This window comes from Altererythrobacter sp. C41 (assembly GCF_016803135.1).
In the GTDB taxonomy this organism is placed as follows: domain Bacteria; phylum Pseudomonadota; class Alphaproteobacteria; order Sphingomonadales; family Sphingomonadaceae; genus Pelagerythrobacter.
In genome coordinates this window covers 300,362-318,843 of the sequence record NZ_JAEVFE010000001.1, presented here as the reverse complement: position 1 = coordinate 318,843, position 18,482 = coordinate 300,362, and the positions used below count along the sequence as shown (strand labels likewise).

The 18,482-nt window shown below is 66.3% G+C and carries 19 protein-coding genes; 11 read left to right on the top strand and 8 right to left on the bottom strand.

Annotation, left to right across the window (positions count from 1 at the left end; all coding sequences use genetic code 11):
- Positions 1 to 160: 160 nt before the first annotated feature.
- Entirely contained in the window at positions 161 to 2,137 is a 1,977-nt protein-coding gene (gene parE / locus JNO53_RS01455) for a DNA topoisomerase IV subunit B (RefSeq protein ID WP_203107038.1), read from the bottom strand.
- A 64-nt stretch (positions 2,138 to 2,201) separates the two neighbouring features.
- Complete coding sequence (locus tag JNO53_RS01450) at positions 2,202 to 3,359, bottom strand: penicillin-binding protein activator (protein WP_203107037.1); 1,158 nt, start codon at positions 3,357 to 3,359, stop codon at positions 2,202 to 2,204.
- Positions 3,360 to 3,385: 26 nt separating this feature from the next.
- On the opposite strand from JNO53_RS01450, the gene rsmI reads away from it, so the two are divergent.
- Genes rsmI through JNO53_RS01430 form a run of 4 tightly spaced genes read left to right on the top strand, consistent with a single transcriptional unit; the run spans position 3,386 to position 6,178 of the window.
- On the top strand, positions 3,386 to 4,234 hold the full coding sequence (rsmI, locus tag JNO53_RS01445; protein WP_203107818.1) for a 16S rRNA (cytidine(1402)-2'-O)-methyltransferase: 849 nt from the start codon (positions 3,386 to 3,388) through the stop codon (positions 4,232 to 4,234).
- Positions 4,231 to 4,581 (top strand): YraN family protein, encoded by a 351-nt coding sequence (locus JNO53_RS01440; protein ID WP_203107036.1) that lies wholly within the window; start codon positions 4,231 to 4,233, stop codon positions 4,579 to 4,581. The genes rsmI and JNO53_RS01440 overlap by 4 nt, the downstream gene beginning before the upstream one ends.
- A gap of 9 nt (positions 4,582 to 4,590) precedes the next feature.
- Positions 4,591 to 5,547 (top strand): glutathione synthase, encoded by a 957-nt coding sequence (gene gshB, locus JNO53_RS01435; RefSeq protein ID WP_203107035.1) that lies wholly within the window; start codon positions 4,591 to 4,593, stop codon positions 5,545 to 5,547.
- 19 nt (positions 5,548 to 5,566) lie between these two features.
- On the top strand, positions 5,567 to 6,178 hold the full coding sequence (locus tag JNO53_RS01430) for a DedA family protein (protein ID WP_203107034.1): 612 nt from the start codon (positions 5,567 to 5,569) through the stop codon (positions 6,176 to 6,178).
- Here JNO53_RS01430 and JNO53_RS01425 read toward each other — a convergent pair.
- The 4 genes from JNO53_RS01425 to rph all read right to left on the bottom strand — a co-directional run bounded on the left by JNO53_RS01425 (position 6,175) and on the right by rph (position 9,667).
- A complete protein-coding gene (locus tag JNO53_RS01425) occupies positions 6,175 to 7,071 on the bottom strand; it encodes a tyrosine recombinase XerC (RefSeq protein WP_203107033.1) in 897 nt (298 codons plus the stop codon). The genes JNO53_RS01430 and JNO53_RS01425 overlap by 4 nt on opposite strands.
- The gene (gene hemW, locus JNO53_RS01420; protein WP_203107032.1) at positions 7,068 to 8,219 is read right to left on the bottom strand and encodes a radical SAM family heme chaperone HemW; all 1,152 of its coding nucleotides are present in this window, start codon (positions 8,217 to 8,219) and stop codon (positions 7,068 to 7,070) included. Before hemW ends, JNO53_RS01425 begins: the two co-directional genes overlap by 4 nt.
- Positions 8,220 to 8,327: 108 nt before the next feature.
- Entirely contained in the window at positions 8,328 to 8,954 is a 627-nt protein-coding gene (rdgB, locus tag JNO53_RS01415) for an RdgB/HAM1 family non-canonical purine NTP pyrophosphatase (RefSeq protein ID WP_203107031.1), read from the bottom strand.
- Positions 8,951 to 9,667: a ribonuclease PH gene (gene rph, locus JNO53_RS01410; protein ID WP_203107030.1), complete on the bottom strand. Its 717-nt coding sequence runs from the start codon at positions 9,665 to 9,667 to the stop codon at positions 8,951 to 8,953. Before rph ends, rdgB begins: the two co-directional genes overlap by 4 nt.
- Positions 9,668 to 9,752: 85 nt before the next feature.
- Between rph and JNO53_RS01405 the strand changes: the two genes are divergently transcribed.
- The 5 genes from JNO53_RS01405 to JNO53_RS01385 all read left to right on the top strand — a co-directional run bounded on the left by JNO53_RS01405 (position 9,753) and on the right by JNO53_RS01385 (position 14,107).
- Positions 9,753 to 10,289, top strand: a complete 537-nt coding sequence (locus tag JNO53_RS01405) for a DUF6438 domain-containing protein (protein WP_203107029.1) — start codon at positions 9,753 to 9,755, stop codon at positions 10,287 to 10,289.
- Between the two features lie 19 nt (positions 10,290 to 10,308).
- Positions 10,309 to 11,352 carry a heat-inducible transcriptional repressor HrcA gene (gene hrcA / locus JNO53_RS01400; protein WP_203107816.1) on the top strand — a complete coding sequence of 348 codons (1,044 nt, stop codon included), beginning with the start codon at positions 10,309 to 10,311 and terminating at the stop codon, positions 11,350 to 11,352.
- A gap of 12 nt (positions 11,353 to 11,364) precedes the next feature.
- A complete protein-coding gene (locus JNO53_RS01395; RefSeq protein ID WP_203107028.1) occupies positions 11,365 to 11,946 on the top strand; it encodes a nucleotide exchange factor GrpE in 582 nt (193 codons plus the stop codon).
- 24 nt (positions 11,947 to 11,970) lie between these two features.
- The gene (locus JNO53_RS01390) at positions 11,971 to 13,719 is read left to right on the top strand and encodes a DUF885 domain-containing protein (protein WP_203107027.1); all 1,749 of its coding nucleotides are present in this window, start codon (positions 11,971 to 11,973) and stop codon (positions 13,717 to 13,719) included.
- 94 nt (positions 13,720 to 13,813) lie between these two features.
- Positions 13,814 to 14,107 (top strand): glycine zipper domain-containing protein, encoded by a 294-nt coding sequence (locus tag JNO53_RS01385; protein ID WP_203107026.1) that lies wholly within the window; start codon positions 13,814 to 13,816, stop codon positions 14,105 to 14,107.
- Between the two features lie 82 nt (positions 14,108 to 14,189).
- Here JNO53_RS01385 and JNO53_RS01380 read toward each other — a convergent pair whose 3' ends face one another.
- Together JNO53_RS01380 and JNO53_RS01375 are read right to left on the bottom strand one after the other, a co-directional pair.
- Positions 14,190 to 14,675, bottom strand: a complete 486-nt coding sequence (locus tag JNO53_RS01380) for a vgr related protein (protein WP_203107025.1) — start codon at positions 14,673 to 14,675, stop codon at positions 14,190 to 14,192.
- A 23-nt stretch (positions 14,676 to 14,698) separates the two neighbouring features.
- Positions 14,699 to 15,181, bottom strand: a complete 483-nt coding sequence (locus JNO53_RS01375; protein WP_203107024.1) for a copper chaperone PCu(A)C — start codon at positions 15,179 to 15,181, stop codon at positions 14,699 to 14,701.
- Between the two features lie 167 nt (positions 15,182 to 15,348).
- On the opposite strand from JNO53_RS01375, the gene dnaK reads away from it, so the two are divergent.
- Entirely contained in the window at positions 15,349 to 17,286 is a 1,938-nt protein-coding gene (gene dnaK / locus JNO53_RS01370; protein ID WP_203107023.1) for a molecular chaperone DnaK, read from the top strand.
- 78 nt (positions 17,287 to 17,364) lie between these two features.
- Positions 17,365 to 18,480, top strand: a complete 1,116-nt coding sequence (dnaJ, locus tag JNO53_RS01365; protein ID WP_203107022.1) for a molecular chaperone DnaJ — start codon at positions 17,365 to 17,367, stop codon at positions 18,478 to 18,480.
- The last annotated feature ends 2 nt before the right edge of the window (positions 18,481 to 18,482 follow it).

The window sequence follows — 18,482 nt, the reverse complement described above, 5'->3', positions numbered from 1 at the left end:
CGCCCGAGCAGCGGGCGTGGGCTCGGCGCTCGCCTTACCTGTAACGACGCCCCCGATAATGACGAGACACCCTAGAGCGGCAAGGCGAGAAGACACGGCGAGCTCCCGAAGTGAGGTGGTGTATTACCCCACTACTTCACTTCGGACGTCGGGGCAACCGTCAGGCGTCGATCAGCTCGCGGTCGAACTCGCCAGCGCGGTTCTGAATGAAGTTGAAGCGGTGTTCGGGATTGCGCCCCATGAGCTGGTCGACCAGTTCCTTCACCGCGTGGCGCTGCTCGTGTTCGGCGGGGAGGGTGATGCGGATCAGGCTGCGCGTTTCCGGGTTCATCGTGGTTTCGCGAAGCTGCTGCGGGTTCATTTCACCGAGGCCCTTGAACCGACCGACTTCGACTTTCCTGCCCTTGAACACCGTCGCCTCCAGCTCGGCGCGGTGGGCGTCGTCGCGGGCGTACACGCTCTCCTTGCCCGAGGTCAGACGATAGAGCGGGGGCTGGGCGAGGAACAGGTGCCCGCGACGCACGACCTCGGGCATTTCCTGGAAGAAGAACGTCATCAGCAGCGTCGCAATGTGCGCACCGTCGACATCGGCGTCGGTCATGATGACGATCCGGTCGTAGCGCAGCGCCTCCGGATCGCAGTCCTTGCGGCTTCCGCAGCCGAGCGCGAGGATCAGATCGGCGATCTCGCTGTTAGCGCGGATCTTGTCGGCGCTCGCCGAGGCGACGTTGAGGATCTTTCCGCGGATCGGCAGGATCGCCTGGGTCTTGCGGTTGCGCGCCTGCTTGGCGCTGCCGCCGGCGCTATCGCCCTCGACGATGAACAGCTCGGTCTCGCCGTCGCCTTCGCCCGAGCAGTCGGTGAGTTTGCCGGGCAGGCGCAGCTTCTTGGCGTTGGTCGCGGTCTTGCGCTTTACCTCGCGCTCCGCCTTGCGGCGGAGGCGCTCGTCCATCCGCTCCATCACGGCGCCCAGCAGCGCGCGCCCGCGCTCCATGTTGTCGGCGAGGAAGTGGTCGAAGTGGTCGCGCACCGCGTTTTCGACCAGGCGCGTGGCTTCGGGGCTGGTCAGGCGGTCCTTGGTCTGGCTCTGGAACTGCGGGTCGCGGATGAAGACGCTGAGCATGACCTCTGCACCAGTCATCACGTCGTCGGCGGAGAGATCCTTCGCCTTCTTCTGCCCGGTCAGTTCGCCGAAGGCGCGCAAACCCTTGGTCAGCGCGGCGCGCAGGCCCTGCTCATGCGTGCCGCCGTCCGGCGTTGGCACGGTGTTGCAATACCAGCTCCCTGCGCCGTCTGACCAGAGCGGCCAGGCGATCGCCCACTCGACCCGGCCTTGATCGTCGGGAAATTCCTGCGTTCCGGTGAAGGGGCGGGAGGTCACGCATTCGCGGTCGCCGATCTGCTCAGCGAGGTGATCGGCAAGCCCGCCGGGGAACTTGAACACCGCCTCCGCCGGAACGTCGTCGCTCGCGAGCGAGGAGGCGCACTTCCAGCGGATCTCGACCCCGGCGAAGAGATAAGCCTTGGAGCGGGCGAGCTTGAAAAGGCGCTTGGGGCTGAAGGTTCGATCGCCGAAGATTTCCGTATCCGGCGTGAAGCTGACCGTCGTGCCGCGGCGGTTGGGCGTCGGGCCGAGCTGCTGCAGCGGCCCCAGCGTCTCACCCCGTGCGAACTCCTGCGCGTAGAGCTGCCGGTCGCGCGCCACCTCGACCCGCGTGTGGCTGGATAGAGCATTTACCACCGAGACGCCGACGCCATGCAGGCCGCCGCTCGTGGCGTAGGCCTTGCCCGAGAACTTGCCGCCCGAGTGCAGCATCGAGAGGATCACCTCGAGCGTCGACTTGCCCGGGAACTTGGGATGCTCGGCCACCGGCATGCCGCGACCGTTGTCGGTGATCGTCAGGCGGTTGCCATCTTCAAGGCTGACCTCGATCCGCGTCGCATGGCCCGCGACCGCCTCGTCCATAGCGTTGTCGAGGACTTCGGCGGCGAGGTGGTGCAGGGCGCGGTCGTCGGTCCCGCCGATATACATGCCGGGCCGACGGCGTACGGGCTCGAGCCCCTCGAGCACCTCGATCGAGGAAGCATCGTAGTCACCGCTCGAAGCGGGCGTGTTCGCAAACAGGTCGTCGGGCATCGTACGGCCTATAGGCCGCGATTTCGCGCGGCTTCAAGCAGGCGGCGGTGCGTTATCGTCAACCTCAGAAGCCGCTGGGCGCGGGAGAGACGATCACGACCTGGCCGTCGCGTATCTCGCGCACTTCCATCGCCCGCTGGATCACACCGTTGCCCTGGAACCGGAACGGGCCGTCGAGGCCAAGGAAACCGCCTTCCTCGCGCAGGCGCGCAACCGGGAAGCCGCTCCCGACCCGCCAGTCTTCCGCGACGCGCAGCGCCAGCAGGACACCGTCGTAGCCGAGCGTGGAGATGCGATATGGTTGCGATCCGAAGCGGCTGCGGTAACTGTCGGAGAAGCGCTTGAAGCGCGCATCGGAAACCGCCGCGAACAGCGCACCGCGCAGCGCCGCCGCGCTGGTCACGGCGCCTTCGCCGCTCCACAATTCGGTGCCGAGGATCTGCATCTTGCCCCCGTCAGAGCGCAGCTCGCGCGCGGCCAGCGAGGCGAGCCGCGCGCCGTCGGCCAGCAGAACGGTGTCGAAGCCGCCTTCGCCGGCGATCCGCTGGGCGGCGCTGACCACCGAGGTGTTGCTGCGCGTGTAGGTTTCGGTCGCGACGAGCCGTCCGCCCGATTCGACGACCGCGGCGGAAAGCGCCGCTTCGGCGCGCCGGCCGTACTCGCCGTCTGGCACGATCGCCGCGAAGTTGGCCGAGCCGCGCTGACGCGCATAGGCCACGCTGCGTGCGACCGACTGCTCGGGAATATGGCCCATCAGGAACACGCCGGCGCCGGCAACGCTAGTGTCGTTGGAAAACGAGATCAGCGGCACGTCGGCCGGGCGCGCCTCGGCCAGCACCGGCCCCACGTTGCTGCCTAGCAGCGGACCCAGGATCAGCTTGTTGCCATCCGCGATGGCGCGGCGAGCGGCATCACGGGCGTTGGTCGACGTATCGTAGGTGGTGATGCGCAGATTGTCGGCATTGGTGTCGAGCAGGGCCATCGTCGTCGCATTGGCGATCGACTGGCCGACTGCGCCATTGGTGCCCGACATCGGCACGAGCAGAGCGACCCGGTGCCGTTCCTCGTCGTCGGGCAGGCCGGACTCGCTCGGCGTGGGTGTCGGCGTCGGCTCGGGAGCGGTGGAAGTGGTCGGCCCCTTCGGTATCACCTGGCAACCCGCCAGAACGGCGCTTGCCCCGGCGATGACCAGCATCCGCCGATCCAGTTTCCAACGCTTCATGCTTGCGGCTCCCCGTCGTCGTGTCCATGGATGCGGGAGTGGCCCACCAACCTCTCCAACCCGGTCTCTATATAGTCGCAACCCCGATTGGCAATCTCGGCGACATCACCATGCGGGCAGCCGAGACGCTCGCGCGGTGCGACGGGGTGGCCTGCGAGGACACGCGCGTCACCGGCAAGCTCATGAAACACCTCGGCTTGTCGAAGCCCCTCTGGCGTTACGACGATCACGCCGGGGAGAAGGATCGGGCGCGTCTCGTCGCCGCAATGCAGGAGAAGGCGGTCGCACTGGTAAGCGATGCCGGGACGCCGCTGGTCTCCGACCCTGGTTATCGCCTCGTGCGCGATGCGCGCGCGGCTGGTGTGCCGGTGACGACGCTGCCAGGGGCCTGCGCGGCGATCGCCGGGCTGACCCTGTCGGGCCTTCCCAACGACCGGTTCCTGTTCGCGGGCTTCCTGCCGAACAAGGACAAGGCGCGGCGCGAGGCGCTGGAGTCGGCCGCGAAGGCGGATGCGACCGCGATCTTCTACGAAACCGCGCCTCGGCTGGTGAAATCGCTCGACGCGATCGGGCAATTGCTGCCCGGCCGCGAGATCGCCGTCGCTCGCGAACTGACCAAGCTGCATGAAGAATGCCGGACCGGCACGGCAGCCGAGCTCGCCGCGCATTTCGCAGCCTATCCCGCCAAGGGCGAGATCGTGCTGCTCGTAGGGCCGGGTGGTGACGAGCGCGCAGACGAGCAGGATGTCGATGCACTGCTCACCGAGGCCCTGCAATCGGCCAAGCCGTCGCAGGCGGCCGCCCAGGTCGCCAGGGCGACTGGGCAGGATCGCAAGACGCTATATGCTCGCGCGCTCGAGCTGCGAGGCGCATGAAACGCCAGCGGGCGGAGCGTGAAGGCCGGGCCGGGGAAGGGCGGGCGGCGCTCTGGCTTCAGATGAAGGGCTGGCGTGTGCTCGACCGCCGCCGCAAGACGCCGCTGGGCGAGATCGATCTCATCTGCAAGCGGGGCAATGTGGTTGCCTTTGTCGAGGTCAAGTGGCGCAAGGCCGCGGCGGAGCTGGACTTCGCGATCGATGAATTCCGCCTCAGTCGCGTCGCCGCGGCGGTCGAGGCCGTGGCCCATGAATACGCGTCCGGCGGGGAAGATATACGTTTGGACGTGATCCTCCTTGCGCCCGGCAGCTTCCCCCGCCACATCGTCAACGCCTGGCAGCCTTAGGGAACCTCAATGAGCTTACGCGTCGCCATCCAGATGGACCCGATCGAGAGCGTCAGGATCGCCGGCGATTCCTCCTTCGCCCTGATGCTGTCCGCGCAGGCGCGCGGGCATCGGCTGTGGCATTACGACGTTTCGACGCTCGCCTGGGAAGAAGGGCGCGTAACCGCCTGGGCGCGCGAGGTTTCGGTTCAGCGCGTCGAGGGCGATCACTTCCGGTGGGAAAGCGAACTGCGCCGGATCGACCTGGGGAACGAGATCGACGTCGTGCTAATGCGGCAGGATCCGCCGTTCCACCTCGGCTATATCAGCGCGGCTTTCCTGCTCGATCGGCTGAAGGGCGAGACGCTGGTCGTCAACGATCCGCGCGAAGTGGTGAATGCGCCGGAGAAGATGTTCGTGCTCGATTACGCGCGGTTCATGCCGCCGACGCTCGTCGCGCGCAAACTCGAGGATATTCGCGCCTTCCAGAAGAAGCACGGCGCAGTGGTGGTGAAGCCGCTGCACGGCAACGGCGGCAAGGCGATCTTCCGTATCGACGCCGACGGGACGAACCTTTCGGCCCTGTCGGAGGTCTTCAACCAGACATGGCCCGAGCCGCATATGGTCCAGCCTTTCCTCCCCGAAGTGGCGGAAGGGGACAAGCGGATTGTGCTCGTCGACGGAGAATTCGCGGGCGCCATCAATCGCTTCCCGGGCGAAGGGGAGTTCCGTTCGAACCTTGCACAGGGCGGCCATGCCGAGGCAGCGACCCTGACCGCGCGCGAGGAAAAGATCTGCGCCGCGATGGGGCCGGAGCTCAAGCGCCGCGGCCTCGTGTTCGTCGGCATCGATGTGATCGGCGGCAAGTGGCTGACGGAAATCAACGTCACCAGTCCGACCGGGATCGTCGCCATCGACAGGTTCAACGGCACCGACACCGGTGCGCTGATCTGGGACGCCATCGAAGCACGGCACGCAAGCCGCTAGGCTCGGAACACTCGGAACCATGCACGACATCATCATCGAATTCATCGCCCGTGGCGGCTACGTCGGAATCGCGCTGCTGATGGCGCTGGAGAACGTCTTTCCGCCGATCCCGTCCGAAGTGATCATGGGCATCGGCGGCATGCTCGTCGCGCGGGGGGAGATGGAGTTCTGGCCGCTGATGCTGGCCGGCACCGTCGGTTCGACGGTGGGCAACTATTTCTGGTTCTGGCTCGGCGACAAATGGGGCTACGAGCGGATGAAGCCCTTTGTCGATCGCTGGGGCCGCTGGCTGACGGTCGACTGGGAGCATGTCGAGCGCGGGTCGGAGTTCTTCCGCCGCCACGGCCAGTGGGTCGTCCTCGTGCTGCGCTGGGTGCCGATCTTCCGCACGATCATCTCGCTTCCGGCGGGGCTCGCCCACATGAAGGTCTGGCGCTTCCTTGCCTTCACGTTCGTCGGCACAGCGGTCTGGAACGTGCTGCTGGTGGCCGGGGGGACGGCCGTGGGACGCTATCTGGAAGAGTACGAGCACGTCGTCGGCTGGATCATCGTCGGCTTCGTGGTGCTGACGGTGGTCGGGTATCTCTGGCGCGTTTTCACATGGACGCCGCGTGAGGAGCGGAACGACTAGCCCCGCTCGCGTGGGTGCGCATTGCGATAGGTGTCGAGCAGGGTCGCCGCATCGACTTTCGTGTAGATCTGCGTCGAGCCGAGGCTCGCGTGGCCGAGCAGCTCCTGCAGGCTGCGCAAATCCGCCCCGGCACCGAGCAGATGCGTGGCGAACGAGTGGCGGAGCGCATGGGGGGTTGCGGTCGCAGGTAGGCCGAGCGCGATGCGGGCGCGCGCCATCGCTTTCTGAACCATGCCCTGGTTGAGCGCTCCGCCTTTCGCCCCACGGAACAGCGGTTCGTCCCTGGTCAGCGGCCAGGGGCATTGCCGTGCGTAGTCGGCGACCGCCTCACGAACGAGCGGCAGGATCGGCACCACGCGCTGCTTGCCGCCTTTGCCGGTGACCGAGAGCGTCTCGCCCAAAGGCAGATCACCGCCCTTCAGCGATAGCGCCTCCGCGATCCGCACGCCGGCGCCGTAAAGTAGCAGCAGAACCGCACGGTCGCGCGCGCCGATCCAGGGCTCGCCCGCGTCGGCGGCGACCAGTTCGGCGAGATTGCTCGCGTCGTCGGGGGTGACAGGGCGGGGCAGGCCTTTTTTGATTCGTGGCCCGCGCAAACGCGGAGCGGCCGCATCGGCATGGCCCGCACGTTCACGGGCGTGCTTCACGAATGCCTTGAGCGCGGAAAGCTCCCGCGCCGCCGAGGCATTGCCGAGCCCATCGGCGCGCCGCCGGGCGAGCTGCGCGCGCAACCCGGGGCCCTCGATCCGGGCGACGGCAGGCCAATCCTCCGCACCGATGGCCTGGAGCAGGTTCTTTGCCGCCGCGAGGTAGGCACGCACCGTGTGCGGCGACCGGCGGCGGTTCTTCGCGAGATGGTCGTGCCAGTCGGCGAGCAGGTCGACGGCGCTCATGCCGCGACGAGTTCCGGATGAACCAGTTCTCCCAGCACCGCGTCGAGCACCGGCATGCCTTTGTCGGTCACCACGAGACGGCCACCCGTCCGCCGTACGAAGCCGAGCCGCTCGAGCATTTCGCAGCGATGGTGATCGATCAGGCGGTTGGCATCGAGTCCGAAACGCCCTGCGATATCCGGTAGCGAAACGCCTTCGGAGAGACGCAAGCCCATCAGCAACGCCTCGGAGGCCCGGGTAAGGGGAGACAGCACCGTTTCCTCGCGGATGCCGTGCCCTTGCTCATCCACGGCGGCGAGCCAGTTCTCGGGCTTCTTGTGGCGAAGCGTCCCCACACTGCCGCGCCGCCCATGCGCACCGGGACCGATCCCGCAGTAGTCGCGGTAGCGCCAGTAAGTGAGGTTGTGCCGGCTCTCCTGCCCGGGCCGTGCGTGATTGCTGACTTCGTAGGCAGGCAGGCCCACCTCCGACGTGACCGCACGGGTGACTTCGAACAGTTCGGCTGCCGGATCGTCGTCGAGCGGCGCGAAGCGGCCGAGCCGGACGTCGGTGGCGAAGCGCGTGTTGGGTTCGATCGTGAGCTGATAGAGCGAGAGGTGATCGGTGCCGAAGCCGAGCGCACGAGTCAGCTCGGCCCTCCACTCGGCGGCGGTCTGCCCGGGACGGGCATAGATCAGGTCGAAGCTGACCCGCGCGAAATGCTGCTGGGCGATCTCCAGCGCAGAAAGCCCTTCGCGGACGTCATGCAGCCGTCCGAGGAACCGCAGCGCCGCGTCGTCGAGCGCCTGCAGGCCGAGCGAGACGCGATTGATTCCCGCTGCGGCGAGGTCGTCGAACGCCGCCGCCTCGACCGAGGACGGGTTCGCTTCGAGCGTGATCTCGATCTCGTCCGAAAAACCCCACAGCCGCTCCGCTTCCGCGAGCAGGTGAGCGACCAACGCAGGCGGCATCAGCGAGGGCGTACCGCCGCCAAAGAAGATCGAGGTGAGCGGTTCGCCGCCTGCAAGCGCGACCTCGTGCCGCATGTCTGCCACGAGTGCGCGCTGCCATGCCGCGTGATCGACTCCGTCGCGCACATGGCTGTTGAAGTCGCAGTAGGGGCACTTCTTCAGGCAGAAGGGCCAATGGATGTAGAGTGCGCGTGCCACAGGAATTCCTTAGCATACACCTGTTCCCCCGCGAAGGCGGGGGCCTCGCGCCGCTGGCGCAGCGCCGATGGGCTGAGGTCCCCGCCTTCGCGGAGACTCACGCTTTGGCTAGCCGAATTGCTCCGCCACGAGCTTCGCGAAGGCGTCCGAGCGGTGGCTGATGCGGTGCTTTTCCTCGGGCGCGATCTCGGCGAAGGTCTGTTCGTAGCCGTGCGGCACGAAGACGGGATCGTAACCGAAACCCAGGGCTCCGCGCGGCGGCCATGTGACCGTGCCGGGCGCCCTCCCTTCGTAGACCGCGTGCTCTCCGTCGGGCCAGGCGATCGCGAGCACGCAGTGGAACGCGGCGTCACGCGGCGCGTCCGGCCCCTGCTGCGCGAGCATCCCTTCCACTTTGCCCATCGCCATGTACCAGTCCCGGCCCGGCTCGCCTTCGAACCATTGCCGCTCGGCCCAGTCGGCGGTGTAGACCCCCGGCCTTCCGTTAAGCGCCGCGACCGAGAGTCCGCTGTCGTCGGCGAGCGCGACGATGCCGGAGGCCTCGGCCGCTGCCCGCGCCTTGATCAAGGCGTTCTCGACAAAAGTCGTGCCCGTCTCGGCCGGCTCGGGCAGGCCCAGTGACCCCGCACTGAGGCACTTCACCCCATATGGATCGAGCAGCGCCTGGATTTCCTTGAGTTTGCCCGCGTTATGCGTGGCGATCACAAGGCTGCCCGAACCGAGACGGCGGGTCATTTCTTCACCGCATTCAGCTGAGCGGCGAAGATTCGGTCGCAGCCGATCCGCGCCAGGCGCAGGAGGCGCAGCAAGCCTTCCTCGTCATAGCAGGCCCCCTCGGCGGTCGCCTGGGCTTCGGCTATCTTGCCGCCGGAAATCAGGACGAAGTTCGCATCGGCATCGGCGGCGCTGTCTTCATCGTAGTCGAGATCGAGCACAGGCGTTCCCTGATAGATGCCGCAGCTCACCGCGGCGACCTGTGCCTCGATCGGATCGCTGGCGAGCGCGCCGCTCTCGATCAGTCCGTCGACTGCGAGCCGGAGGGCGATCCACGCGCCGGAGATCGCCGCGGTGCGCGTGCCGCCGTCGGCCTGTATGACGTCGCAGTCGAGGGTGATCTGACGCTCGCCGAGCTTCTTCAGGTCGACCACGGCGCGCAAACTGCGGCCGATAAGGCGCTGAATTTCCTGCGTACGGCCCGACTGACGGCCTTTTGCCGCCTCCCGCTGGCCGCGGGTATGCGTTGCGCGCGGCAGCATCGAGTATTCGGCCGTGACCCAACCTTCGCCCTTACCTCGCAGCCATGGCGGCGTGCGTTCCTCGATGCTTGCGGTGCAGAGCACGCGCGTATCGCCGAAACCGATCAGGCATGAGCCTTCGGCGTGCCGGGTGAAGGCGGTTTCGATGGTGATGGCGCGCATCTCGTCGGGCGCGCGGCCGGAAGGTCGCATGAAAGTCTCCGTATCTCTCGATTGCGGATCGCCCTAGCGGTCTTGCACGTTGGTGACCAGCATCGACGAAGGAGCGATTCGAATCATGTTGAAACCCTTCGCCGCGGTTGCGGCACTCGCGCTTGCCGGCTGCGCCGCCACCTCGACGCACGAGGGCACGGCCGCTGGAAACGACGCGGTCGAATCGATCGCATTCTCGACCGCGCCCTGCTTCGGCGCGTGCCCGGTCTTCGAAATCGAACTCGATCGCTCGGGCGATGGGATATATCGCGGCGAGCGGTTCGTCGCCGTGAAGGGCGAGCGCGCGTTCGCCGCCAGCGCCGCGGAGTGGCAGGCGTTTGCCGAGCGTTTGGAGCCCTTTCGTCCCGAAACCAGCGTAAGCTATGGCTTCGAGAATTGCGAGGGGCCGACCGTGACCGACCAGGCCACCGTCGTGATCACCTGGCGCGATGCGAAAGGGGCCGAAACCACGCTTGATTGGTACATGGGCTGCCGTCAGCCCGGTCTGGCCGAGAACGGCGAACGTCTCTATGGAGCATGGCAGGAACTGCCGCTCGACGCTCTCGTCGGCACGATGGAGAACCGGTTCCGCTACGAACAGGATCAGGCCGCCGGTGGCTGACGCCGGCTTCGAACCCGCGATGCCCACACCCCCCGTCACCGAACTGACCGATCGCGCACGGGCGATCTTCCGCTTGGTGGTCGAGGGCTATCTCGATAGCGGGCAGCCGGTCGGATCCAAGGTGCTGGCAGGGGAGGGTGGGCTCAACCTTTCGCCGGCGTCGATCCGCTCGGTGCTGGCGGATCTTGAAGCGCTCGGCCTACTCGCAGCACCGCATACGAGCGCGGGGCGCATGCCAACCGAGAGCGGGCTGCGGCTGTTCGTGGACGGGATGATGCAGGTCGCCGAGCCGACCCGCGAGGAGCGCAAGGCAATCGAACGGCGGCTTGCCGAACCGGGCCCTATCGAGCAGGCCCTCGAGCAGACGAGCGCGATCCTTTCGGACATCTCGGGCGCAGCAGGCATGGTCATGGTGCCACGCCTCGAACCCCGCCTTGCCCAGTTCAGTCTCGTCAATCTCGGTCAGGGTCGGTTGCTGGCCATCCTCGTCGGCGAAGACGGGGCGATCGAGAACCGCGTGGTCGAGTTGGGGGAGGGCGTCTCCCCGCAACTTCTGGAGCAGGCGAGCAACTACATCACCGCACGCCTTGCCGGCCGGACGCTGCCCGAGGCGGCGGCGATGATGCGCAGCGAAATTGCCTCCGGCCGTTCGCAGCTCGACGATGCGAGCCGCAGCCTTGTGGAACGCGGCCTGGCCGTGTGGAGCGAGGACGCGGCGCAGCGCCCGGTCCTGATCGTGCGCGGACAGGCGAAGCTGCTCGACGACACCGCGCTTTCGGACCTCGAACGCGTCCGGTCGCTGCTCGACGATCTGGAGAACAAGCAATCGGTTGCCGAACTGCTCGAGAGTGCGCGGGAGGCGGAGGCGACGCGAATCTTCATCGGCAGCGAGAACCGGCTCTTCGCGCTCAGCGGCTCTTCGGTCATCGCCTCGCCCTATCGCGACCGCGAGGGCAGGGTCGTCGGCGTCCTGGGCGTGATCGGCCCGACTCGGTTGAATTACGCGCGGGTCGTCCCCATGGTGGACTTCACCGCCCGATCCCTGGGTAAACTCATCGGATAGACACGAAAAATCATGAGCGACAACGACAAGCGGCCGCACGACGAGGCCGTTGAAAAGGAACTCGAAGGCGTGCCCGAGGAATTCCTCGATGATGGCAGCGTGGACGCCGGCGACGAAGCAAGCAGCGTCGAGGATGCGCTCGCAACGCTGCGCGCCGATCTCGATGCGGCCAAGCAGGATGTGCTCTACGCCCGCGCCGAGACGCAGAACGTCCGGCGGCGGCTGGAGAAGGACGTGCAGGACGCGCGCAACTACGCCGCCACCGGCTTCGCGCGCGATATTCTCTCGGTCGCGGACAACCTCGCCCGTGCGCTGGAATCGGTTCCCGCCGAATATCGCGAGGACGAGAAGATGAGCCGCTTCATCGCCGGGATCGAGGCGACGCAGCGGGAGATCGAGAAGGTTTTCGGCCAGCATGGCATCACGCGGATCGCCGCGACCGGGCTGCCGCTCGATCCCAACGTCCACCAGGCGATGATGGAAGTTCCTGCCGGCGAAGGGCAGGAGCCCGGCACGATCGTGCAGGAGCTGCAGTCCGGCTACATGATCAAGGATCGCCTGCTGCGGCCCGCCATGGTGAGCGTCGCCAAGTAACGAGAAGTTCCGAGGGGAGGATTGATGAGGTTTGCGTTTCCGGCGGCGGTTGTAGCCGCCTGCGTTGTCGTTGCGCCGCTGCAGGCGCAGGAAACCGCCGACGATCGGCTCTCCGCTTTGACCGGCGAGTACTATGCCTACCAGTTGGCGCAGTACAAGCAGGTCGAGGAAGGCAACGGAAGCACCGCCCCCGGGGACGAACTGGCATCGGTCACGCCCGAGGCGCACCTGGCGCGCGCCGCCAAAGCGAAGGAGTTCCTGCAGCGGTTGGCGGCGCTGGACGGGAGCGCCCTCAGCCCGTCGTCGCGGACGGATGCAGCGGTCTTCCGCACGCTGCTGGAGAGCGATATCGGCGACGCGCGTTTCCGCGAATGGGAAATGCCGTTCGACAGCGACAGCAGTTTCTGGAGCTATCTCGCCCCGCGCTCGGGCTTCACCACCGTCGAGGAATATGAGCGTTACATCGGTCGCATGCGCGACATTCCTCGCTTCTTCGACGAACACATCGCCAACGCGCGGGCGGGGCTGGAGCGCGGGTTCAGCGTGCCGCGCGTGACGCTCGAGGGACGGGATGCCTCGATCGCGTCGAGCGTGGTCGAGAATGTCGAGGACAGCCCGTTCTGGACCGCTTTCACCGAGATGCCCCAGCGCATTCCCGCGGCCGAGGCCGAGCGGCTGAGGACGGCTGGCCGTGCGGCAATCGCCGAAAGCGTCACGCCGGCGTATGCCAAGCTGCTCGACTTCTTCCGCGACGAGTACCTGCCGCAGACGCGCACCACGCTGGCAGCGGAAAAGATGCCGGAGGGACCGGCCTACTACCAGCAGCAGATCGAGCAGTACACGACGCTCGATCTGACCGCGGCGGAGATCCACGAGATCGGCCTGGCCGAAGTCGCGCGGATCACGGCCGAGATGGAGAAGGTGAAAGCGGACGCCGGATTCGAAGGCACGCTACCCGAATTCGTGCAGTTTCTGCGCACCGACCCGCAGTTCGTCGCCGACACGCCGGATGAGCTGATGGGCGTGTCGGCCTATACGGCGAAGCGGGTCGATGGGGTGATTGCCGACTACTTCGGCTTCCTTCCGCGCCATCGCTTCACGATTCGCCCTGTGCCCGACGCGATCGCACCGTTCTATACAGCAGGGCGCGGCGGGCTTGATGCCTGCATGATGAACACCTACGATCTTCCGTCGCGGCCGCTCTACAACATCCCGGCACTGACCCTGCACGAGTGCATCCCCGGGCACAGTTTCCAGGCCGGGGTGGCGCTCGAACAGGCCGAGGCGCCGCCGTTCCGCAGGCAGACCTACTTCTCCGGCTTCGGCGAGGGCTGGGGGCTCTATGTCGAATATCTCGGCAATGAGATGGGCATCTATCGCACGCCTTACGAACGGTTCGGCCAGCTCAGCTACGAGATGTGGCGTGCGGCGCGGCTGGTGATCGACACCGGGGTCCACCACTACGGCTGGAGCCGCGAGAAGGCGCTGGACTACCTCGCGAGCCGCACGGCCTTGTCGAGGCACGAGGTCGAGACCGAGGTCGATCGCTACATAAGCTGGCCCGGTCAGGCGCTGGCCTACAAGCTAGGCGAAATGACGATCCGCCGCGTGCGCGCGAAGGCCGAAGAGGCGCTGGGCGAGCGGTTCGACATCCGCAAGTTCCACGATGTGGTGCTCTCGCTCGGCTCCGTGCCGCTGCCGGTGCTGGAGCAGCGGATCGACGCCTTCATCGCCGACGGGGGCCAGGGGCTGTCCGGGGTCGCATACGACTGACCGGCACCTCGATTCACCGCAAGGGCTAGGCCCACACGGAACCTTCGCCTGCGCAGCCCGTAGCAATCGCACAGGGATGCAACGGAGAATCACCATGAAAACCACAATGCTGCTCGCGCCGGCGCTGCTCGTTTCGTCGCTCGGGCTGTCCGCCTGCGCGGAGAACTACGCGGTGGAAGGTGCCGGCCTCGGCGCGGCGGCGGGCGCGGCCGCGGCCGCGATCACTGGAGAGGACCTCGAAACTTACGCGATCGCCGGCGCTGCGATTGGTGGCCTTGCCGGCTATTTCAAGGATAAGGACGGCGACTGCGACGGCTGGTACGACCGTAACGGCCGTTATCTGGACGACGATTGCCGCAACGACGACCGTTACCGCGACTACTTCTGATCCGCCGGATCGAACGGGAAAGGGCCGCCAGCAAGGCGGCCCTTTCCCTTTTCGGTGTTCCCGTCGCAGGAGCGTGTCGCGCTCAAGAAGCGCCGGGGAACCTCACTAACAGGTCATAAGCTGCCGCATCAGGCACGCCAGCCACTTTCACGCCGCGGCGTAGCCAGAAAGCGTGTTTCACGATCTCGGCCTGCTGTTCGATGCCATAGCGTTCGAGCGGCCATCCGGGCTTGAGGCTGTAGTCGTAGCGCGCCCAGGGCATGCGGTTGAAGACGAGCCACCAGCTTCCCTTCGTCTGTGACTGCCAGACGTGGACCATTTCGTGGATGAAAAGCCCCTGCCGAATGACGGAGACTTGCGCAAAATCGTCGCAGTATGCCTCGCCCAGCGGGTGGAAGTGGAGGTGCCCGCGCGGCGCCATGGTGATCTTGCGCGGCTGGAAGGGAAAGAACTTGCGGCGGCGAATGGTGACTTTCGAATAGTCGATCGCATCGCCGAAAACCGACCGGGCGAGCGCGATCTCGCCCGGCGTGAGCGGCCGCTCGCCGCCGGCCGGACAGACCGGCACGGCGGCGGAAACGGCCGCTTCGCTCAGCGCTCTTCCCCAGGGCCGCGGATCTCGGCTTCGAAGGTGGTCTTGTCACCACCGGAGACGATGAGCGTCACCTCGGTCGTTCCCCCCGGCTGCAGCTCGGGCGCGACGTCCATCGCCATTACATGCTTGCCCCCGGGTTCGAATGCGACCTTGTCGCCTTTCTTGAGCACCAGCGGCAGCATTTCCTGCATCTGCACCTGGCGGTTCCATTCACCGTATTCATGAAGCGAGGCGCTCTGCGCCCCTTCGACATGGGCGCGGGTGAGCGCGACGTTGCGGTCGCCATCGTAGGCGAGATCGAAGTAAACCGCCGCCGGATTGCCCCCTACCGGTGCGAGCACCATTCGCGCATTCGTGACGGTGAGCCCCGGCACGCCTTCGGGCGCCTCGGCCGGCTGATCGGTCGCACCGTCCCCACAGGACGCGAGGCCGAGAGCGGCGACGGACAGCGCCGCGGCCGCAAGCATAGACGATTTCATGGTCGTTTCTCCCCTCTGAACACCGCACGAGGCTAGCCCGCAGGGTCTCTTGTGCCAACAGAAACCGAACCTATATCCCGCACATAATCGAGCCGCCGAGCAGCCTTGCCGGTTTCCGGGGGGCATAGTGAGCGGCGTCCAATCATCGGAAGTGGAATAGGGAAACCATGGCGAAAGTAATCGGTATCGACCTCGGCACGACGAATAGCTGCGTTGCCGTGATGGATGGGGGCAAGCCCAAGGTTATCGAAAATTCCGAAGGCGCGCGCACGACGCCTTCGATCGTTGCGTTTACCAAGGATGGCGAACGCCTGATCGGCCAGCCGGCGAAGCGTCAGGCGGTCACCAATCCCGACAACACGCTGTTCGCGATCAAGCGCCTGATCGGCCGCCGCTACGACGATCCGACCACCACGAAGGATCAGCAGCTCGTCCCCTACGATATCGTCAAGGGCAAGAACGGCGACGCCTGGGTCGAGGCCGGCGGCACCGAATATTCGCCTTCGCAGATTTCCGCCTTCATCCTCCAGAAGATGAAGGAAACCGCCGAAAGCTATCTCGGCGAGACCGTGACGCAGGCGGTCATCACCGTTCCCGCATACTTCAACGACGCGCAGCGCCAGGCGACCAAGGACGCCGGCCAGATCGCGGGTCTCGAAGTGCTGCGCATCATCAACGAGCCGACCGCGGCCGCGCTCGCCTACGGCCTCGAGAAGAACGACGGCAAGACCATCGCCGTCTACGACCTCGGCGGCGGCACGTTCGACATCTCGATCCTCGAGATTGGCGACGGCGTGTTCGAAGTGAAGTCGACCAACGGCGACACCTTCCTGGGCGGCGAGGACTTCGACAGCACGCTGGTCGAATATCTGGCGGACGAGTTCAAGAAGAAGGAGAACATGGATCTCCGTTCGGACAAGCTCGCTCTCCAACGCCTCAAGGAAGCGGCGGAGAAGGCCAAGATCGAGCTCTCCTCCAGCCAGCAGACGGAAGTGAATCTGCCCTTCATCACTGCGCGCATGGAAGGCGGCAGCTCGACCCCGCTGCACCTGGTCGAAACGCTGACCCGCTCGAAGCTCGAGCAGCTCGTCGGCGATCTGATCAAGCGCACGCTCGAACCCTGCAAGAAGGCGCTCGCCGATGCGGGCGTCGACAAGAGCGGCGTCGACGAAGTGATCCTGGTGGGCGGCATGACCCGCATGCCCAAGGTGCACGCGGTAGTCGAGGAGTTCTTCGGCAAGAAGCCGCACACCGGCGTGAACCCTGATGAAGTCGTCGCCATGGGTGCGGCGATCCAGGCGGGCGTTCTGCAGGGCGACGTCAAGGACGTGCTGCTGCTCGACGTGACCCCGCTTTCGCTCGGCATCGAGACGCTGGGCGGTGTGTTCACCCGCATGATCGATCGCAACACGACGATCCCGACCAAGAAGACGCAGACCTACTCGACCGCCGAGGACAACCAGAATGCGGTGACCATCCGCGTCTTCCAGGGCGAGCGCGAGATGGCTGCGGACAACAAGATGCTCGGCCAGTTCGATCTGGTCGGCATCCCTCCGGCGCCGAGGGGCGTGCCGCAGATCGAAGTCACGTTCGACATCGACGCGAACGGCATCGTCAACGTCAGCGCCAAGGACAAGGGCACCGGCAAGGAGCAGCAGATCCGCATCCAGGCTTCCGGCGGTCTTAGCGACAACGACATCGAACAGATGGTCCAGGACGCGGAAAAGTTCGCCGAGGAGGACAAGAAGCGCCGTGCAAGCGCCGAGGCCCGCAATCAGGCGGATAGCCTGGTTCACGCGACGCAGAAGCAGCTCGAAGAACATGGCGACAAGATCAGCGCCGATCTCAAGAGCCAGGTCGAAGCCGCGTTGGCCGAGGCCAAGACGGCGCTCGAAGGCGACGACGTCGATGCGATCAATGCAAAGGCGCAGGCGCTGACCGATCTCGCCATGAAGATGGGTCAGGAGATCTACAGCCAGGAGCAGGCCGCCGCCGCGGATGCGCCGACCGATGGCGCCGCCGCCGGAAGTGAGGGCGGTTCCGAGGAGGATGTGGTCGACGCGGAGTTCTCCGAAGTCGACGAAGACGGCAACAACAAGGGCTGAGACGCCCGATGAAGATCCAGACCGCCGCCGGTGCAACCCGCCCCGGCGGCGGCTAGGTCTTCAAGGGGCGGGGACACCATGCCGGCAACCGAAACCGATTTCTACGAGCTGCTCGGGGTCAGCCGCGATGCGGACGGCGCGACGATCAAGTCCGCCTATCGCAAGCTGGCGATGAAGTACCATCCCGACCGCAATCAGGGCTGCAAGGAGAACGAGGCCAAGTTCAAGGCGATCAGCGTCGCCTACGACTGCCTCAAGGACCCGCAGAAGCGCGCCGCCTACGACCGCTTCGGTCATCAGGCATTCCAGCAGGGCATGGGCGGCGGCCATGCGGGCGGCGACTTTGCCGACATCGGCGATATCTTCGAGACCATCTTCGGCAGCGCTTTCGGAGGCGGCGGGCGGCAGCAGCCGCGCCGCGGGGCGGATCTGCGCTACGACATGGAGATCGGCCTCGAAGAGGCATTCCACGGCAAGTCCACCCAGATCGAGATCGAGGTCTCGCAGGCTTGCGAAACCTGCCACGGCTCGGGCGCCACGCCGGGCACGAGCACGCGCGGCTGCAATCTCTGCAACGGCTACGGCAAAGTCCGGGCCAAGCAGGGCTTCTTCGTGGTCGAGCGCCCCTGTCCCAACTGCCATGGACGCGGCGAGGTTCTGGTGAGCCCCTGCCGCGATTGCCGCGGGGAAGGCTGCGTCGACCGTCCGCAGACGATCGAGGTGGAAATCCCGCCCGGCGTCGATACCGGCACGCGCATTCGCCTTTCCGGCAAGGGCGAGGCCGGTCCGCGCGGCGCGCCCCCGGGCGATCTCTACATTTTCGTGCACGTCCGGCCCCACACGGTGTTCCAACGCGAGGGGACGACGCTGCTTTCCCGGGTTCCGGTCAGCTTCACGACGGCTGCGCTGGGGGGGAAGGTCGAGATTCCCGATCTCGGCGGCGAGACCAACACCGTGGACATTCCCGCCGGCATCCAGTCGGGCAAACAGTTGCGCGTACGCGGCGCGGGGATGCCCGTGCTGCAAGGCCGCGGACGCGGGGATCTGGTGGTCGAGATCGCGGTCGAGACGCCGACCAGGCTCAGCAAGGAACAGAAGGCGCTGCTCGAACAGTTCCGCGAGACCGAGACGGGCGAGGAATGCCCCGAGTGCCGTGGTTTCTTCGAGCGCCTGAAGGATGCCTTCGGCGCCTGAAG

What these genes read in the sequence shown, in the direction of transcription:
- parE (WP_203107038.1), bottom strand. Translation starts at nt 2,137, where the DNA reads ATGCCCGACGACCTGTTTGCGAACACGCCCGCTTCGAGCGGTGACTAC.
- JNO53_RS01450 (WP_203107037.1), bottom strand. Translation starts at nt 3,359, where the DNA reads ATGAAGCGTTGGAAACTGGATCGGCGGATGCTGGTCATCGCCGGGGCA.
- rsmI (WP_203107818.1), top strand. Translation starts at nt 3,386, where the DNA reads ATGGATGCGGGAGTGGCCCACCAACCTCTCCAACCCGGTCTCTATATA.
- JNO53_RS01440 (WP_203107036.1), top strand. Translation starts at nt 4,231, where the DNA reads ATGAAACGCCAGCGGGCGGAGCGTGAAGGCCGGGCCGGGGAAGGGCGG.
- gshB (WP_203107035.1), top strand. Translation starts at nt 4,591, where the DNA reads ATGAGCTTACGCGTCGCCATCCAGATGGACCCGATCGAGAGCGTCAGG.
- JNO53_RS01430 (WP_203107034.1), top strand. Translation starts at nt 5,567, where the DNA reads ATGCACGACATCATCATCGAATTCATCGCCCGTGGCGGCTACGTCGGA.
- JNO53_RS01425 (WP_203107033.1), bottom strand. Translation starts at nt 7,071, where the DNA reads ATGAGCGCCGTCGACCTGCTCGCCGACTGGCACGACCATCTCGCGAAG.
- rdgB (WP_203107031.1), bottom strand. Translation starts at nt 8,954, where the DNA reads ATGACCCGCCGTCTCGGTTCGGGCAGCCTTGTGATCGCCACGCATAAC.
- rph (WP_203107030.1), bottom strand. Translation starts at nt 9,667, where the DNA reads ATGCGACCTTCCGGCCGCGCGCCCGACGAGATGCGCGCCATCACCATC.
- JNO53_RS01405 (WP_203107029.1), top strand. Translation starts at nt 9,753, where the DNA reads ATGTTGAAACCCTTCGCCGCGGTTGCGGCACTCGCGCTTGCCGGCTGC.
- hrcA (WP_203107816.1), top strand. Translation starts at nt 10,309, where the DNA reads ATGCCCACACCCCCCGTCACCGAACTGACCGATCGCGCACGGGCGATC.
- JNO53_RS01395 (WP_203107028.1), top strand. Translation starts at nt 11,365, where the DNA reads ATGAGCGACAACGACAAGCGGCCGCACGACGAGGCCGTTGAAAAGGAA.
- JNO53_RS01390 (WP_203107027.1), top strand. Translation starts at nt 11,971, where the DNA reads ATGAGGTTTGCGTTTCCGGCGGCGGTTGTAGCCGCCTGCGTTGTCGTT.
- JNO53_RS01385 (WP_203107026.1), top strand. Translation starts at nt 13,814, where the DNA reads ATGAAAACCACAATGCTGCTCGCGCCGGCGCTGCTCGTTTCGTCGCTC.
- JNO53_RS01375 (WP_203107024.1), bottom strand. Translation starts at nt 15,181, where the DNA reads ATGAAATCGTCTATGCTTGCGGCCGCGGCGCTGTCCGTCGCCGCTCTC.
- dnaK (WP_203107023.1), top strand. Translation starts at nt 15,349, where the DNA reads ATGGCGAAAGTAATCGGTATCGACCTCGGCACGACGAATAGCTGCGTT.
- dnaJ (WP_203107022.1), top strand. Translation starts at nt 17,365, where the DNA reads ATGCCGGCAACCGAAACCGATTTCTACGAGCTGCTCGGGGTCAGCCGC.